The organism is Roseateles albus (genome assembly GCF_028595345.1).
Taxonomy (GTDB): domain Bacteria; phylum Pseudomonadota; class Gammaproteobacteria; order Burkholderiales; family Burkholderiaceae_C; genus Paucibacter_A; species Paucibacter_A albus.
Genome location: NZ_JAQQXT010000009.1, coordinates 32,821 through 49,534 on the forward strand (window position 1 = coordinate 32,821; position 16,714 = coordinate 49,534).

The 16,714-nt window shown below is 61.9% G+C and carries 12 protein-coding genes; 4 read left to right on the forward strand and 8 right to left on the reverse strand.

Annotation, left to right across the window (positions count from 1 at the left end):
- Positions 1-33: 33 nt before the first annotated feature.
- The 3 genes from PRZ03_RS15000 to pelA are packed head-to-tail and all read left to right on the forward strand — an operon-like array spanning position 34 to position 3,179.
- Complete coding sequence (locus PRZ03_RS15000) at positions 34-903, forward strand: fumarylacetoacetate hydrolase family protein (RefSeq protein ID WP_273601058.1); 870 nt, start codon at positions 34-36, stop codon at positions 901-903.
- A gap of 25 nt (positions 904-928) precedes the next feature.
- The gene (locus tag PRZ03_RS15005; RefSeq protein WP_273601059.1) at positions 929-1,810 is read left to right on the forward strand and encodes a hypothetical protein; all 882 of its coding nucleotides are present in this window, start codon (positions 929-931) and stop codon (positions 1,808-1,810) included.
- A gap of 37 nt (positions 1,811-1,847) precedes the next feature.
- Positions 1,848-3,179 carry a pectate lyase gene (gene pelA, locus PRZ03_RS15010; RefSeq protein ID WP_273601060.1) on the forward strand — a complete coding sequence of 444 codons (1,332 nt, stop codon included), beginning with the start codon at positions 1,848-1,850 and terminating at the stop codon, positions 3,177-3,179.
- On the opposite strand, the gene PRZ03_RS15015 is transcribed toward pelA, so the two are convergent.
- The 3 genes from PRZ03_RS15015 to PRZ03_RS15025 all read right to left on the reverse strand — a co-directional run bounded on the left by PRZ03_RS15015 (position 3,150) and on the right by PRZ03_RS15025 (position 8,162).
- On the reverse strand, positions 3,150-3,662 hold the full coding sequence (locus tag PRZ03_RS15015) for a YgjV family protein (RefSeq protein ID WP_273601061.1): 513 nt from the start codon (positions 3,660-3,662) through the stop codon (positions 3,150-3,152). The two genes, pelA and PRZ03_RS15015, sit on opposite strands and share 30 nt — an antisense overlap.
- 78 nt (positions 3,663-3,740) lie before the next feature.
- Complete coding sequence (locus PRZ03_RS15020; protein ID WP_273601062.1) at positions 3,741-6,587, reverse strand: sensor histidine kinase; 2,847 nt, start codon at positions 6,585-6,587, stop codon at positions 3,741-3,743.
- Between the two features lie 15 nt (positions 6,588-6,602).
- Positions 6,603-8,162 carry a methyl-accepting chemotaxis protein gene (locus PRZ03_RS15025; protein WP_273601063.1) on the reverse strand — a complete coding sequence of 520 codons (1,560 nt, stop codon included), beginning with the start codon at positions 8,160-8,162 and terminating at the stop codon, positions 6,603-6,605.
- 231 nt (positions 8,163-8,393) lie between these two features.
- On the opposite strand from PRZ03_RS15025, the gene PRZ03_RS15030 reads away from it, so the two are divergent.
- Positions 8,394-9,578 (forward strand): dienelactone hydrolase family protein, encoded by a 1,185-nt coding sequence (locus PRZ03_RS15030; protein ID WP_273601065.1) that lies wholly within the window; start codon positions 8,394-8,396, stop codon positions 9,576-9,578.
- 251 nt (positions 9,579-9,829) lie between these two features.
- Here PRZ03_RS15030 and PRZ03_RS15035 read toward each other — a convergent pair whose 3' ends face one another.
- The 5 genes from PRZ03_RS15035 to araH all read right to left on the reverse strand — a co-directional run bounded on the left by PRZ03_RS15035 (position 9,830) and on the right by araH (position 16,661).
- Complete coding sequence (locus PRZ03_RS15035) at positions 9,830-12,469, reverse strand: TonB-dependent receptor (protein WP_273601067.1); 2,640 nt, start codon at positions 12,467-12,469, stop codon at positions 9,830-9,832.
- Between the two features lie 221 nt (positions 12,470-12,690).
- The gene (locus tag PRZ03_RS15040) at positions 12,691-13,644 is read right to left on the reverse strand and encodes a LysR family transcriptional regulator (RefSeq protein WP_263534014.1); all 954 of its coding nucleotides are present in this window, start codon (positions 13,642-13,644) and stop codon (positions 12,691-12,693) included.
- An 89-nt stretch (positions 13,645-13,733) separates the two neighbouring features.
- Positions 13,734-14,519 (reverse strand): SDR family oxidoreductase, encoded by a 786-nt coding sequence (locus PRZ03_RS15045; RefSeq protein WP_273601068.1) that lies wholly within the window; start codon positions 14,517-14,519, stop codon positions 13,734-13,736.
- Positions 14,516-15,718 (reverse strand): glycoside hydrolase family 53 protein, encoded by a 1,203-nt coding sequence (locus tag PRZ03_RS15050; RefSeq protein WP_273601069.1) that lies wholly within the window; start codon positions 15,716-15,718, stop codon positions 14,516-14,518. The genes PRZ03_RS15045 and PRZ03_RS15050 overlap by 4 nt, the downstream gene beginning before the upstream one ends.
- Positions 15,711-16,661 (reverse strand): L-arabinose ABC transporter permease AraH, encoded by a 951-nt coding sequence (gene araH, locus PRZ03_RS15055; protein WP_263534090.1) that lies wholly within the window; start codon positions 16,659-16,661, stop codon positions 15,711-15,713. Before araH ends, PRZ03_RS15050 begins: the two co-directional genes overlap by 8 nt.
- Positions 16,662-16,714: the final 53 nt, after the last annotated feature.

Here is a 16,714-nt window from a genome sequence, read left to right on the forward strand (position 1 = left end):
CATCCCAAGGCCCATCTATTCGGAGTCAACGAGATGAAACTTTTACGCTGGGGCGCAGCCGGTCAGGAGAAACCGGGCATCTTGGGGTCGGACGGCCAGCGCCGCGACCTGTCCATGCTGCTGAGTGATATTGGCCCGGCGCAGCTGAACCCGCGAACCTTGGCCGCTTTGGCCTTGCTGGATGTGGACAGATTGCCGCTGGTGCCCTTGGACCAGCGCCACGGCACGCCGTTTGGCGGCACCGGCAAGATTGTCTGCGTCGGCCTCAATTACGCCGACCATGCGGCCGAGGCCGGGCTGGCCTTGCCGCCCGAGCCGGTCTTGTTCTTGAAGCCCAGCAGCGCGATCTGCGGGCCTTTTGACGAAGTGGTCATTCCGCGCGGCTCGCGCAAGACGGACTGGGAAGTCGAACTGGGCGTCGTGATCGGCAGTACCGCCCGCGATGTCAGCGAAGCCCAGGCGCTGGCCCATGTGGCTGGCTACACCATCGTCAACGACATTTCCGAGCGCGAATTCCAGCTCGAGCGCAGCGGCCAATGGGACAAGGGCAAGGGCTGCGATACCTTCGCGCCGATTGGCCCCTGGTTGGTGACGGCCGATGAAATCGCCGATCCGCAAGACCTGAGCCTATGGTTGGAGGTCAATGGCCAGCGGGTCCAAAACAGTTCGACCCGGCAATTGGCTTTCGGCATCGCCGCCTTGGTCAGCTATATCAGCCGCTTCATGACCTTGCAGCCCGGCGACGTGATCAGCACGGGCACACCACCCGGGGTCGGCTTGGGCCAGAAACCCGAGCCTTGGTTCCTCAAGGCCGGGGACCGCATGAGCCTGGGCATTCAGGGCCTGGGCGTGCAAGAGCAGCGTTGCGTGGCGGCCGGCGATCCGCAGATGCCGCATGTCTGAGAGGAGGGGGCATGACGCGCTTGTGATGACCCGAAGTTGGCTCCGTTCGTCCCTGCAGTTGCTGTGGCTGGTGCTGATGACCTTGAGCCCGGTCTATGCGGAAGATCTGGTGGTCAGCTATCGCTCGCCGGAGAGCGATAACGATCGACGGCTTGACTACACGACCGACCTGTTGCGCTTGGCGCTCGACAAGACGGTGTCCAGCCATGGCGGCTACCGCTTCGAGCAGCAAGACCGCATGAACAAGGTGCGCAATATCCGGGTCGCCAAGAGCAATATGCATCCCAACTTCTTTGCGGTCTTGTCCTTTGATGAGGCCTTCGCCAAGGAAGGGCTCGACTATGTGCGCTTCCCATTGCATCTGGGCGTTGTCGGCTACCGCGTCTGTTTTGTCGCGCCGGCCGCGCGTGCGGCTGTGGCCAAGATTGACGGCGTAGCCGAGCTCAAGAAGTTCAGCATCGGCCAGGGGGTGGGTTGGCAAGACGTGAATGTGCTGCGCAACAATGGTTTCGAGGTGGCGGAGGTGCCTTCGTATGAAAGCCTGTTCGGCATGCTCAGCAAAGACAGGTTCGATCTGCTGTGCCGAGGCATCAATGATGTGGCGGGCGAAATGCAAGCCCATCCCGAGCTGGTGTTGGACCACAGCTTCATGCTGAGCTATCCGATGCCGCAGTTTCTCTATACCCACAAAGACAATCAGGCCGCCCGTCAGCGCGTGGAGTTAGGGCTCAAACGGGCCTATGCCGATGGTTCGCTGTTGAACTTGTTCAAGCTGCATTTTCGCCAGAGCATTGAAGCGGTGGAGCCGCTTAGGCGCCGGGTCCTCAAACTGAGCAATGCAGCGGTGACGGGCATTGACTTCGATTTCAAAAAGTATGACTTCGACTTGAATGAATTTTCGCGTTAGGCCCGCACGCAAGCCACCCCAAGGAAAGCGAATAGCAGTGAGCATCACATTCCCCTCATCCCGTTCGCGCTGGGCTGCAGCGCTGTTGCTGGGCCTCGCCTGCGCAGTTCAATCCGCCGTGATTGGTGTCAACGCCCCGGTCGTGCCGCTGACGCCCGAGCGTCTGGGCGAGCTTGAATCGGCCGATCTGCGGCGGGCTTGGGGCCAATATCTGGAACACTCAGCCCAGCAACGCGCTGCCGACAAGGCCGCGTTGGCGGCCGAGCGTGCGGGCAGTGCAGCCACGCCAGCCGGCCCCGATGGAGGCAATAGCGAAAAGAGCATGCCGCTGGGTCAGCCGGCGGCGTGGTACGGCTCGGCCCAGGCCTTGCTGGTCGCCAACAATATCGTCAGCTTTCAAACACCCGCCGGCGGCTGGGGCAAGAACCAGCCGCGTGATCGCCCGGTGCGCCTGCCGGGCCAGGACTATGTGGCCAACAGCAATTCAAAGCACCCGACGCCGGGCGATTTTGACCAAGCGATCGAGCCCCACTGGAGCTATGTGGGCACCATAGACAACGATGCCACCGTCACCGAAATTCGCTTCCTGGCCAAGGTCGTGGCGCAATTGCCGCCGGAGCAGGCGGCAGTTTTTCGCCAAAGCCTGCTCAAAGGCCTGAGCTATTTGTTCAGCGCGCAGTTTCCCAATGGCGCCTGGCCCCAGGTCTGGCCCTTGCAAGGGGGTTATCACGACGCCATCACCTTGAACGATAACGCGATGGTTGCGGTGGCAGAGTTGATGGGGGCGGTGGCGCGCGGTGCGGACGAGTTCCAAGGTCTGCCCCAGCGCGTGCAAGAGCAAGCCGCGCTGGCGGAGCGCCGGGCGATCGAAAGTCTGCTGGCGACGCAGGTCAGCGCCCACGGCCGCAAGCTGCTGTGGGCACAGCAATACGATGCCCTGAGCTTGGCGCCGGTGTCTGCCCGCAACTATGAACCCGCCGCCTTGAGCAGCGCAGAGAGCGCGCAGGTATTAATTTACTTGATGAGCTTGCCGCAACCGTCGCCGGCCGTGGTGCAGGCCGTCGAGGCTGGCGTTGCCGCCTTGCGTGCGCTGGCCATCGAGGGCATGGTGTGGGGCAAGGTCGACGAAGCGCAAGGCCGCCGCCTGCGCCCGCGCGCCGGCGCCGCTCAGCTCTGGGCGCGCTATTACGATGCCCAGACCTTGAAGCCGGTGTTCGGTGACCGTGACAAGAGCTTGCATGACGACGTGGACGACATCAGCCTGGAGCGCCGCAATGGCTACGCCTGGTACAGCACGGGGCCTGCCAAGGCGCTCGCGGCTTATGCCGAGTGGCTCAAGTCATGCTGTGCGCCGCCGCAGGCGCAGTAGAGTCATGATATTCGTCGCAGCGATGGTCGCCTCCAACAGGCTGCCTCCGATCGAGCCGACCCATAGGTTGTTGGCGAGCCAGAGCAGCGTGCCCACCAGCATCAGCAAGCGCATCTGCATGCCTTTGAGAAAAAACAACGCCGTCGTGCCTATGCAAGATGCGGCTATCGGCAGCAGCGAGAGCCATCCGGTTTGCAGCCAGGCGCCCAGGCTCAGACTGAGTGCAATGAAGAACCCTGCGACCCAAGGCGAGCGGCTGCGAATTGCCGCCACCGAGCGGCCCAGCGAAACCAGGCTGCTGGCCACGGCTGTGGGTTGGCCCAGCAGGCTGAAATGCAGGGCGTAGCTCAAGCACTCCAAGGCCATGAAGATCTTGAAACGCCTGTCGTCGGTCTGCGCAAAACTGGCCACGCCCAGCGCAAAGGCCGCATAACCGAAAAGCTGAGCGGGCTCGAATGGGTTGCTTATTGGGAGTTGCGGCATCGGCGGGCATTGTGCCCGAGGGTCAGCAGACCTCATACCAGCGAAGCGCCGCTCGCCCGCATTCCATTGGCCGAGCGGCTAGGTCCCGCTTGAACGCGAATCCATATACAGCGGTAGATGCAGGTCGAAGCGGCAGCCAAATCCTGGCTTGCTGCTGACTTCAATGCGTCCGCCCAAGACGCTGGTGACGAGGTTGTAGACGATGTAGAGGCCCAGGCCGCTGCCGCCCTGGCCGAACCGGGTCGTATAAAAAGGCTCGAAAAGATGGCGCAGTGCGGCCGGCGCTATGCCACAGCCATTGTCGGCATAGGTGATGGAGACCTCGGTGCCCTGTGCCTGCGCTTGAATGGTGATGCAGCCTTCGGCCTGTGCCTCAAAGCCATGTTTGACGGAATTCGTCAGCAGATGGCTGAGAATTTGTTCCAGCGGCCCGGGGAAGCTGTGCAGGTGAATGCCAGGGTCGATATCGACTTGAATTTGCACCTGGCCCAGCAGGTGGCTGCTGCTCAGCATCGACAGGGTGTCATTGACCAGATCCTGCAAGGCAAATTCACGTCGATGCGTGCTGCTTTGATCCACCGCGATTTGTTTGAAATCCGCCACCAGCTTGGCCGCACGCTTGGCGTTGCGCTCGATCAGCAGGCTGGCTTCATGCAATTGGTTCAAGCGAGCCTCAACCTCGGCGCGGCGCAGGCGGCCACCGAGCAATTCTTGGCCAAAGGCCTTGCTGGTGTCCGCTATCGTCGAGGCGACGGTCAGTACATTGCCCAGCGGCGTGTTCAGCTCATGCGCTACACCGGCGACCAAGCTGCCCAGAGCGGCCATCTTGTCGGCCTGCAGCAGTTGCTCCATGGCCAGCTCCAACTCATGGCTGCGCGCCTCAACGCGGGCCTCCAATTGTTGATTGAGGGCCAGCAGGCTCTCTTGCGTGCGTTTGAGAACCGTCACGTCGATCACGGTTTCAATCGCCCCGACCACCTGACCCTGCTCGTCACGCAAGGGCGCTGCGCAAAAGCGCAGCCAAAGCTCGGCGCGTTCGCCCTGCGCGGGAATACAGGACTCGCCTTCCATTGCCCCCAGCACCTCATCACTGCTGCGGAGTTGGTCACCGTAGAGCTGCGTCAGGCTTTCGACGCCTAGGCCGTCCACCACCGCATCAACCAGGCAAGGTCGGGCCGTAGGGTAGATGCCGCGCCAAGCCTCATGACTGCCGATGATGTCTTTTGCCTCGACCCCGGTCAGCCGCGTCATCTGCTCATTCCAGAAGCTCACCCGGTGCTGGGCATCGATGACAAACACCGCCACCGGCAGGTTCTGATAGATCTGTTTGACTTGATGCTGGAAGGCCTGGGCTTGTGTCTCCAATTGTTTGCGGTCGGAAATATCGCGTACCGTGGAAATGATGCGTTCGCCCTCCGGTAGTTTGAAGGAGGTCAGCGATACGTCGGCCCAAAAATGGCTGCCATCTTTGCGGCGCGAACGCCATTCAAAAAACTGCGGCCCTTCGTTTCTGGCCTTGTCGATTCGCTCGGCCACCATGGCGCCGGTGTAGAAGTTGGCTTCGTCGCTGAGTTGCGATGCGCTGAGCAAACGGGCTTCATCCGGGCTATAGCCATAGAGGCTGCAAAAACGCGGATTGACGTCGATGATGGCCAGGCTTTTGCCGTCGCGCACCAGGATGGCGTCGCTGCTGCTGTTGAACAGCGCCAGATAATTTTGAGTGCTTTGCCGCATGGCCTGCTCCGAGCGGTGGCGCAGTCGAATTCCGTTGATCAAGAGCGCGATGATGACCAGCAAGCTGCCAAACAGGCTGAACAACCAGCCCAGATAGGGCCGCAAATCGGCCCACCAATCGGTTGGGCGATGCAGCACCACGGCATTATTTGGCAAGGCGGCCTCGTCAATGCCCCAGCGGCGCAGTTGTTGGTGTTCGAAAGTTGGCACACCCAGGCCGGTCAACATCGGCAGTTCATCCGCGTTTTTGCCCTGCAAGACCTGCACGGCAAGCCGGCCCAGATGTTCGCCCTGCTGGCGGCCGGTGACCAGAAAGCCGCCCAATACACCCGGCCGCATGCTGACGTCGCGCGTGACCGTCAACGGGGCCGCTGCAGCTTCGGCCCAGTGTTCGCTGGCCTCCTCGTGGCTGATGACGCGACCCTGGGCGTCGAGATTGAAGGGCAGGGCCAATACGAGATCGGTGCCGCTCAAGGCCCGCAAACGGGTCTGCACCTCCAGTACCGACATCCGCGTTAGATGTTCGACCTGCAAGCCGGGGTGCTGGGCCAAAACAGGCGCGAGGCTGCTCACTTGTGCCAGGCTGGTTCTGCTTTGGTCGTGCACGATCACGACCCGTTTGGTTCGCGGTAGCAGTTTCAACATCAAGGCGAGGTTTTGGCTGTCGTCGACGTCATCGAATACACCACTGATGTTGCCCTCATCCTGCAGGCTGGCCCGGCGACTGCCCGAAACGCCGGAGAACAAAATCGGCACAGTCGGGAAATGGCGGGCCCGCATGCGCAGGGCTAAGTCCAGCGCATCATCATCGGTGGCCAGCAGCAGGCGCGGAGGCGTGAGGCCGTACTTGCTCAGCAGCAGGTCTTCGAACTGTTGTTGATAAGCGGGCAGCGGCTGCACATTCTTGGTGTCAAGAAAGTCCAGGCTCAGCTTGAGGGGCCGGTCATAGCGGGCCAGTTCGCTGCGCAAGCCGGCGATTTGCTCGTCGCTCCAGGCCATGCCGGCGTGGTAGGACACCAGCAGCATGACTCTCGTGGTGGGCTCGGCCACGCTGCCGGCAGCCGCTTGCTCAGCCTTGGCGCCTCCAAGTAGCGGCAGAGCAAACAGCCAAGCGAGCAACAAAGACTTCAACAAGGACGAAGCCAAGCCGGCATGCCGAGCCAGAGCCACAGGCCAAGTGAGCTTGGGCATGCCCATGACAAGCGCTCAGCCTTGGCTGCGTTTGCCCGCCAACTTGAAAAATTCCATTGCCTGAACCAAGGCTTGAGCTTGGGTGCGCAAGCTGCTGGCCGCTGCGGCCATTTCTTCGACCAAGGCGGAGTTCTGTTGGGTCACTTGATCCATCTGCTGTACCGCAGTGCCGATCTGGGCAACGCCGGAGCTTTGCTCGCTGCTGGCAGCGCTGATCTCGCCCATGATGTGGGTGACTTTCTGAATCGAGGCCACGACCTCTGTCATCGTCACACCTGCCCGGTCGACCAAGCTGCTGCCCAACTCGACCCGCTCGACGCTGGTGCTGATCAAGGACTTGATCTCCTTGGCAGCCTCGGCCGAACGCCCCGCCAGGCTGCGCACTTCGGACGCCACCACTGCGAAGCCGCGCCCCTGCTCGCCGGCCCGCGCCGCTTCCACGGCGGCGTTGAGGGCCAGGATATTGGTCTGAAAGGCGATGCCGTCGATCACGGTGATGATGTCGGCAATGCGTTTGGAGCTGTCGTTGATGCCCTTCATCGTCTCGACCACTTCGTTGACGACATCGCCGGCTTTGATGGCCACGTTGGATGCCGTCAAGGCCATCTGATTGGCTTGGTGAGCGTTCGCCGCGTTTTGTTTGACGGTGGCGCCCAACTCTTCCATTGACGCAGCCGTCTGCTGGATGGCGCTGGCCTGCATCTCGGTGCGCGCGCTCAAATCATGATTGCCTTGGGCTATTTCGGCGCTGGCGGTGGAGACGCCCTCGGCGTTCTCCCTGACCTCGCCGACGATGTGGGCGAGCTTGTCACGCATGGCCAACAAGGCTTGCAGCATCTGCGCGGATTCGTCACAGCCCTGTGTGGCAATGCTCACAGACAGGTCGCCGTCGCTGATCGCTTGAGCCGAACTCACCGCCTGGCTGATCGGGCGCGTGATGGCGCGGGTCGCCACGATGGCAAATCCCAGGCCCAGGCCCAAGGACAGAACGGCACCCAGACCCAACATCCATTGACCAGTCTGGGCCACGGCATTGGTTTCGGCCTGACTCTTGCTCAGCATCTGATCCATATGCTGATCAAGCTTGTCGAGCGCGGCCAAATAAGTCATGGCCAAGGGTTGCAAATTCGACTTGACCGCTTCTGCGACATCTTCTCCCGCCAGCTTCTTTTTCATCAACTCACTGCGTGGCCCACGGTAGATCTCCCGCGCCTTGCTGATGTCGGCCAGCAAGTCTTTGCCCTTGGTGTCGGTAATCAGGGGCTCCAACTGCTTTTGGGTCTCGCCTATCAGCTTGGAGGTGGCTTCCATGTCGGCTTGCAAGGCCTTGACATAGGCGGCGTCGCTGGCGAACAAGGCGGCCGAGGTGCGCACCCAGTTCAGATTGATATTGGCTGACCAGCGCGCAGCTAAGCTGCTGCGCTCCATCTCGACGGTGGCCAAATCATTGGCGGCGGCCTTCAGTGTGCCGAGCCGCCAGGCGCCAATGCCCGCGATCAAGGCAGTGATCAACAGCACCACGCCAAACGCCAAACCTAAGCGGGTGCCGATCTTGATATTGCTGCCAGATCCCATGCTTGTCTCCATTCTCATTAGCGCCGTGATGGCGCCTGATTTCGAATGCCCGAACAATTAGCTCATGGCACTGGTTTTTTCTGCTGACTGAGTCGGCGGTATGCTCGTGTCAGCATACAGTGGGCTTGCATGGCAAAGAAGACAATTTTGGTGAAAACATCAGTGCAGCCAAGCATTTGTAGCCTCAGTGCCATGTGGCGGCATGTTTTGTGTCTTCGTCGATCCTTGGCCGTGGCCTGGCCTTTGCTAGCCCTGCTTCAAATTGGCCCGGCCCGGGCCGATTATCAGAACCCTGGATTGCTGGCCCCCGAGAGCCAGCTGCCGGTCTTCCACCAACAGCTGCGTGACAAACTGACTTTCAGCCTGGGCTGGACGAACGAGCATCATGCCAAGCCCCAGGCCTGGACCCAGGCGGGTTTGCGCAAGGCGCGTGAATTGATGTTGTTGCCCGGGCAAGACCTGACCCCGTTCTCGGCCCGCGTGATTGAAGAGCTGGACCGTGGCAGCTATCTCGCCCGCAAGCTTGAGTTCAATGTCAGTGCAGAAAGCCGTGTCGCGGCGCTGTTGCTCGTGCCCAAGGGCAAAGGGCCGTTTCCGGCGGTTTTGGCATTGCATGATCACGGCGCGCGTTTTGACATCGGCAAAGAGAAGCTGATCCAGCCCTGGGGCAACCCAGCCCGTGAACGTGCGGCTGCCGAATGGGCTGGCCGCTACTTTTCTGGCCATTACCCCGGCGACGAATTGGCCAAGCGCGGTTATGTGGTCTTGGCGGTCGATGCGCTGGGCTGGGGCGACCGCTCCGGCGCGGGCTTCGAGCGTGATTCGCAACAAGCGCTGGCGGCCAATCTGTTCAATCTGGGTAGTTCCTGGGCCGCTTTGATCGCGAGCGAAGATGCACGAGCGGCGAGGTTTCTGGCCGAGATGCCCGAGGTTGACGCGCGCCATGTGGCGGCGCTTGGTTTTTCGATGGGCGCCCAGCGGGCCTGGCAGGTGGCAGCCTTGTCCGACGCTGTGACGGCCAGCATCGCCGTCAACTGGATGGCCGGCTTGCAAGGCTTGATGGTGCCAGGCAACAACCAGCTCAAGGGCCAGTCCAGCTTCGCCATGCTGCACCCCTATTTAGCGCGTTACTTGGACTATCCCGATGTGGCCGCTCTGGCGGCGCCCAAACCTATGCTGATGTATGCCGGCGCACAAGATGCCTTGTTCCCGCTCGCCTCGGTGAGCCAGGCGTTCGCCAAGATGGCGCAGGTCTGGTCGGCTTATGGTGCGGCCGAGCGCTTGCAGACTTGCATTTGGCCCGGTGCCCATCAGTTCACGGCAGCGCAGCAGGACGCTGCCTTTGACTGGCTGGACCTGCAGTTCAAACGGTCGAATCGGATGCCGCTGCCCGTCTGCGGCGAGCCGTCCAAATGAGTCGCATCAGCCGCCTACTCCAGATGTACCAAGCCGTAAGCCGCTGCCGCCGGCGTCGGCACCCTGAATGGACCAATTTCGGCCGTTTCCTTCTTGCCCATCAGAATGCCGTGTTCGGGGAACCGTTCAGATCCATGCTGCCGAACACCGAGCTGAGCATGGAGACGGCACCGAAAGGACTTGAGCCATAAAAAGAAGGGGCGGTGCGACTGAAGAGTCGCACCGCCCCGTCCGTTTAGCCGTGGCCTGACTTAGAGCTTGTAAGAAACACCCACATTGAAGCGCCGACCGAACTGGAAGTTAGTCTGGTGGTAGGCATTCATCGGGTCGGTGTAGATGACCTTTTGGTTGGTCAGATTTTCGACCCCGAAGCGGACCTGCATCTGCTGCGTGATCTGCTGGGACAGGTTCAATGACACCCAGGTTTCCGCACCGTTGAGCTGGAAGGCGGTCGAATCCCAGGTCGGGGCGCGGTTGAAGGCCGAGTGGTAATTGGCCGCCAGGCGAGCCTCGAAGCCATTGTGCTCGTACCAGAGCGTCAGGCCACCGTTGTGTTTCATCAGGCCGTTGGTGGCGATGGGGGTGAAGCTCTGGCCGCTGCGGTCACCGTTCTCCTTGATATTGCTGTCGGAGTAGGTGTAGTTGCTCAGCAAGCCCAAGCCGTTGAACGGCGCCGGCAAGGCAGTGAAGGCCTGCTGGTAGACCAGCTCAAAGCCCTGCACATGGCCGCCGTCGCGATTGACCTGTTGGGTGAAATAGGCCGGCTTGCCTTCGAATGTGCCCTTGACCGAGGCGATGCCGATGTAGTCGCTGATCTCCTTGTAGAACAGGCCGGCCGAAACCAGGCTGCCCTTGCCGAAGAAGCGCATAAAGGTCAAATCGATCTGATCCGCCATCATCGGCTTGAGCCGCGGGTTGCCGCCGCTCACGATGGTCGGGTCAATCCCCTTGGGATCAATATAGACCGTGTGGGCGTTGTTCATCACGTCCAGCGGCGCGCGCGACATCGCACGTGCCAAGCCGAAGCGCACCTGATTCACTTCCTCTTCGTCCAGATTCAGGATCAAGTTCATGCTGGGCAGGAACTTGGTGTAGCTGGTGCCATCGGAGACGGCGGTGGGCTTGCCGCCATTGCGCTGCTCGTAGCCATAGCCGGTCTGGCTGGTGTGGATGGCGCGCAGGCCGGCGTTGCCGCGGTAACTCAAGCCGCCGAAGGCCTGGCCGGCCAAGTCGGCTTGGGCGTAAAGGGCAGCATTGCTTTCTTTTGCGCGCCAGTTGTCTTGCACCAGATTGGCGTCGGTCGAGGTGCGGCCAGCCGAGCTCAGTGCTGCTGGGCCGAAATACTTGCCGACGGCATCGGCGAAGCCGCCGACCAGTTCGACAAAGTCGGGCCGGCCGTCGACCGTCGCGCGCTGGAAGCCCGAAGTCGGAATCGTCACCGTGGGCCCAAGGTTCCAGGAGATCGCCTCGTAGGACTTTTCGCGCTGGGTGGCGCGAGCGCCGAACTTGATTTTGTTGACGTCGCCCCAGTCCACCAGGCGGCTGGCGCTCAGTTGTTGGGAGTTCAGCGAGTCGTCCAGTTTGCCGCCTTTGGTCGGCCCCCAAGTCTCACTGACCTGGTTCGCGTAGTTGGCCGGATTACCGGTGTCCAGATTGGTGGAATAGGTCATCCACTGGTCTTTGCTGAAATCAAAGGTGGTGGCGCCGGACTTCAGATTTTTCAATTCGACGGCCGACCACAGCGTGTCGCGGCTGGCGGTCGAGTGGGCAATGTCGGCGTCGAGCTGCCAGCCATTGGTCTTGAACTTGCCGTTCAAGCCGGTGGCGAAGTTCTTCATGTCCTGCTTCCACAGCGAATTCAGCGTCTGCAGGGTCACGTCCTTGACCGTTGCGGCGGTGACGTAGCCGCCATCGACCTTGACATTGCTGAAGTTCGCGCTTTGCCAGCCATCCCAGTTGCCGATGCCGTCTTGCACATGGGTCAGCGCCGGTTCTTCGATATTGGAGCGCGCCGCATAGATGTCGGCGGTGATGGCGAGGTCGGCATTGGGCTTGTACTCAAGCTTGCCTGTGGCGCTGGAACGCTTGTTCGTGCCCTTTTTGACGCCGGTCTGGAAGCCCCAGCGGGTTTTGTCGATCTTGCCGTCGCCGGTGATGTCGGCGGAATGGTCGTTATTGAAGTCCCAGCTCTCCACCCGGTCTTCCAGGGAAGGCTGGTCGAAGTAGCTGAAGGCTACCGCCACACCGACGGTGCGGTCGGCAAACTGATCGACATAGATGCCACCCAGGCGAGGTGCCGTGGTCTTGGCGCCGTCGATCTTGCTGCCCATTTGGTAATAGAGCGCATCGGCCTTCAGTGCCAACTGGCGCTCTTTGTAGGCCAAGGGCTGAACCGTTTGCAAGTCAATCGTCGTGGCGATGCCGCCTTCGATCAGCTCGGCGGATTGGGTCTTGTAGACAGTGGCGCCCGATACCGATTCGGACGGGAACATCTCGAAGCGCACCGCCCGGTCCGGCTCGCTGGAGGCGAACTCGCGGCCGTTCAGCGTCGCGCCGACGAAGCGAGGGCCCAGGCCACGTGCCACGATCTGGCTGGCGTTGCCGCGGTCGATGCCGGCCGACAGGCCCGGCAGACGAGCTAGAGACTCGGCGATGGTGGTGTCGGGCAGCTTGCCGATGTCCTCAGACGCAATCACCTCAACCATGCTGTTGGACAGCTCTTTGGTCGCCAAAGCACTGCGCACCGAGGCGCGGATGCCGGTTACCACCACCGCTTCAAGCTCGGTGCTCGGCTTTGCTGCAGGTGCTGCTTGTTGCGCCAGCGCTTGACCGCCGACTGCCGGCAGCACGAAGATTGCCCGAATCAGCCAGGCCAATTTTTTCTGTCTCATGTCTTGTCCATTCTTATATTGACAAACCGGCGGGGCGCTGAGGGCAGGCCGAGCCGGCAGCAGTGCTGTCATTGATGTTGGCTGCTGGAGGCCATGCTAAGGACACAGGCGTATGCCGTCTTATCACTTATCTCGCAGGAAATATATGAATTTCGGATGCCAGGCCTTTGCATGCGGTGCAAGCTCACTCAAGGTCGAGCTAAAGCCGAGCTAAAGCCGAGCTATGGCCGAGTTATGGCCACTTCCCGCAGGGTCTGCAGCATGGCCAGGGCACCAGGGGAGAGCTGGTTATTCTTGCGGGTCACGATGCCATACAGGTCCATGCGAATGCCGAGTTCTATCGGCAAAATGGACAAGAGTTTGGCGTCCAAATAGGGCTGCACCAGCTCGGTAGGCAGCGCGCACACCATGTCGCTGTCGAGCAGTAGATTGGTAATCACCGGCAGCGCCAGAGTTTCGACAATCTCGGCCGGTTGATCCAGGCCTTGGGACAGAAACAAGGCGGTCAGCCGGTCGCGCAGGATGCTGCCGCTGGGCGGCAAGATCCAGCCCAGGCCTACTAACTCGGCCAGTTGCAGATTGGCCCGCGTGGCCAGTGGATGGCCGGCACGCGCGATCAGGCTGTGTGGCTCATCATTGAGGGGCTCAAAGTTCAAGACTGCGGCCGATTCGGTGTCCAGAATGCGCCCGATCACCAAGTCCAGTTCGCCGGCGCGCAGGCGTTGAATCATCGGCTTGCTGGTGTCGACCGTGATCGCGACATGGACGCGCGGGTAGTTCTGCTTGAGCCGCTTGACCGCCTCCGGCAGCAGCGAGGTGGACGGCGTCATCACTGTGCCCACCGCGACCCGGCCACTCAGGCCCGACAGCAACTCCATCACCTCTTGATGGGCAGCGTCCATCTCGGCCAGCGCGGCACCGGCGCGCCGGATCATCACATCGCCATACAAGGTCGGCGCCACGCCGCGCGGCAGCCGCTCGAACAATTGCACGCCTAAAGCATGTTCCAGCTCGGCCAATAGTTTGGAGGCGGCCGGCTGCGTCAGGTTGGCGGCCTGCGCTGCATGCAGGATGGAACCATGCCGACCCAGTTCGACCAGCAAGACCAGTTGCCGCGTCTTCAGATGGGATCGGACAAAGCGGTCGGAGGGCTTGTTGGGTCGATGTTCGGTCATGCTTTCAGTGTAGGGCGAGGGTGCTAGAACTTGCGCAAAACAGTTCCAGCAAGGCGGAGCAAGGACGCTGGAGAGGTTTTTCGCAAGTTCTACTCGTGATACAGCTGGCTGCGGCCGCCGTCGATCAAGATGTCGGCGGCGTTGATGAAGCGAGCCTCATCGCTGGCAAGGAAGAGGGCGGTATAGGCCACCTCGATCGGCTCGCCCAAGCGTTTGACCGGCAGCAGCTCGGCCTGCCGCTGTGCTTCGGCGGCCGGGTCGGCAAAGCCGGCCAGCCAGGCCTGGTTCGACTCGGTCATGATGAAGCCCGGTGAGATCGAGTTGACCCGCACGCCGCGCGCCGCGTACTCGATACCGAGCGACTTGGTCAGGCCCAGCAAAGCATGTTTGGCCACCGGATAGGGGAAGCAGCCGGGGATGATGCGGTGACCATGGACCGAGGCGATGTTGACGATGCTGCCCGCGCCTTGCGCCAGCATGTGGGGGAGCGCGGCGCGCGCGCAATGCCAGGCGCCGTCCAGATCGACGGCAAAGCAGCGCTGCCATTGCTCGCTGCTCATGGCCAAGGGGTCGGCAAACACATTCATGCCAGCATTGTTGATAAGGATGTCGAGGCGACCAAAGCGCTGCACCGTCTGCGCCACCATGTCGTTGACGGCAGCCGCATCGGCCACATCGGCCTGCACGAACAGGCAGCGCCCGCCGTCTATGTCCTCATGCAACTCGGCGCAAAGGGCGGCGGCGTCCGCATCATCGCGGTGGCTGTTGATGACGACGCAGGCACCCTCGGCCAGGAAAAGCCTGGCGATGGCGCGGCCTATGCCCAGCGTTGAGCCGGTCACGATGGCGACTTTGTTGTGCAGTCTTTGGGTCATGGTTTTACCTGGGGAGATTGATGGTTCAAGGACTGCTCACGCCAAGCATCGAGCACCGGCAAGGCGCGGCCTTTGAAGTCAAACAAGGTGGTGTTGGACACCACATTCGGGCCCGCCTGGGCCTTGCTGCCGCCCTTGCCCTCAAGCAGGGCCCAGCCCAAGCCCGGCGTGGCAATCATCACCGGGTCCCAGTAGAGCAGGCCCAGCACACGCGGTTCGCGTTTGAGCAGGCCGAACAGCTCGGCCATGAAGTCGCGCTGGCCCTGCGGCGAGCTCATGCTGGCGGGGTAGGGGCCGTTGTCGCTCAACTGGCCTGGCCAGCCATTCGGCAGCTTGGGCGTCCAGTTGAAGCCGACCTCCATGACCAGTAAATCCTTGTCATACAGCGTCGTCACCGCACGGCTGAAGGCTGCCATCTGGGTGGCTGTTTTCTTGGTCCAGAACGGATAGTAGGACGCACCGATGACGTCCCATTCAACGCCGTGGGCGCGCGCCTGGTCGAACCAGTCGCGGTACTTGGCCAGGTTGCCGCCGTCGTCCAAGTGCAGCACGATCTTGGCCTTAGGAGTGACCGATCTGACCGCCGCATGGCCGGCGCGCAAGAGCGGCGCCAAGCCGTCCCAACCGGTGTCGCCGGGTGGCGTGATCTTGCCGTAAGGGTAGAGCATGCCGTGCTCGATCTCATTGCCCAGCGAGACAAATTCTGGGCTGGTGCCCTGTGCCTGCATGGCCAGCATGACCTCGCGGGTGCGCTCGAACACCAGCTCGGCCAAGCGGGCGCGGCGCGCTGCTTCGTCGGGCAGCCGAGCCAGCTCGCGCGCCCAGGCAGAGGGGAGGTTCTGTGTCTTCGAGTTGGTCCAGAAATCGCTGTAATGCAGGGTCAGCTGAATCTGCATCTGCAGTGCCTTGGCGCGGCGGGCCAGCTTGAGCAGATCCGGCAGATCCATCGAGCCTTCGGGCCAGTAGTAGCCGTCCGCACCCGTGCCCGGGCCGGGGCTGTCGTACAGGCGCAGGCGGGCGATATTGTGGCCGTGGTCGGCCAGTATCTTCAGCGCGTCGCCGGGTTTGCCTTGGCGGTCCGAGTAGATCGCGCCATGCGCTTCCATCAAGGGCAAGACGGAGACATCGCCGCCGGCCAGAAAGGGCGCCGCCTGCGCGGCCGAGCAGGCCAGCAGCGCCGCTGCAAGCAACTTAACCATGCTTGCTGCCGCGCGCTTTGAGTTGATCCAGCAAGACGGCGGCCAGCAGAATCAAGCCTCGCATCAGGTATTGATAAAACGCATCGACATTCATCAGATTCATCACGTTTTCGACCGTACCCATGATCAGCACGCCGATCAGCACACCGAAGATGCGCGCTTTGCCGCCCTGCAGCGAGACGCCGCCCAGCACGCAGGCGGAGATCACGTCCAGCTCAAAGCCGGTGGCCGAATTGGGCTGGCCGCTGGTGATGCGCGAGGCCAGGATCAGGCCGGCCAGCGCCGTCACGAGGCCCTGCAGCAAGAAGATCCAGACGCGCAGCTTCTCGACCTTGACGCCCGCCAGCCGGGCGGCTTCCGGGTTGCCGCCGATCGCCAGCGTGTTGCGCCCGAATACCGTGTGGTTGAGCAGCACGCCGAAGACCAAGAAGCAAGCACCCGTCACCCAAATCGGCAAGGGCAGGCCGAGGATGCGGGCGTCGCCGAAGGCGATAAAGCCTTCGTCGGCAATGCCCACCGCTTGGCCCTGCGAGACGATGAAGGCGAGGCCGCGCACCATCAGCATGGTGGCCAGCGTGGCGATCAAGGCGTTGACCTTCAGATAAGCGATCAGCACGCCATTGCCCGCGCCGATCAGGGCGCCTGCCAGCAAGCCGCCGCCGACCGCCAGCGTCACGCTCTGGGTGTGCTCCAGGATGATGGCTCCGAGCACACCGGCAAAGGCAATCGTCGAGCCGACCGAGAGGTCAAAGTCACGCGAGGCCAGGCACAACATCATGGTGCAGGCGACCATGCCGATCTGCGCCACCGACAGCATCAGGCCGACGATATTGGCAGCCGAGAAAAAGTTCTCGACGCTGACGGCCAGCACGAGGAACAAGACGGCATAGCCGAGGGTCATGCTGTGCTCGGTCAGCCAGGCACGGTTGAGGGGTTTCTTCATGGTGGCTTGGTCGAGCGGAGTCTTGCTGATGGCAGTCATGGTGAAAAATGTTC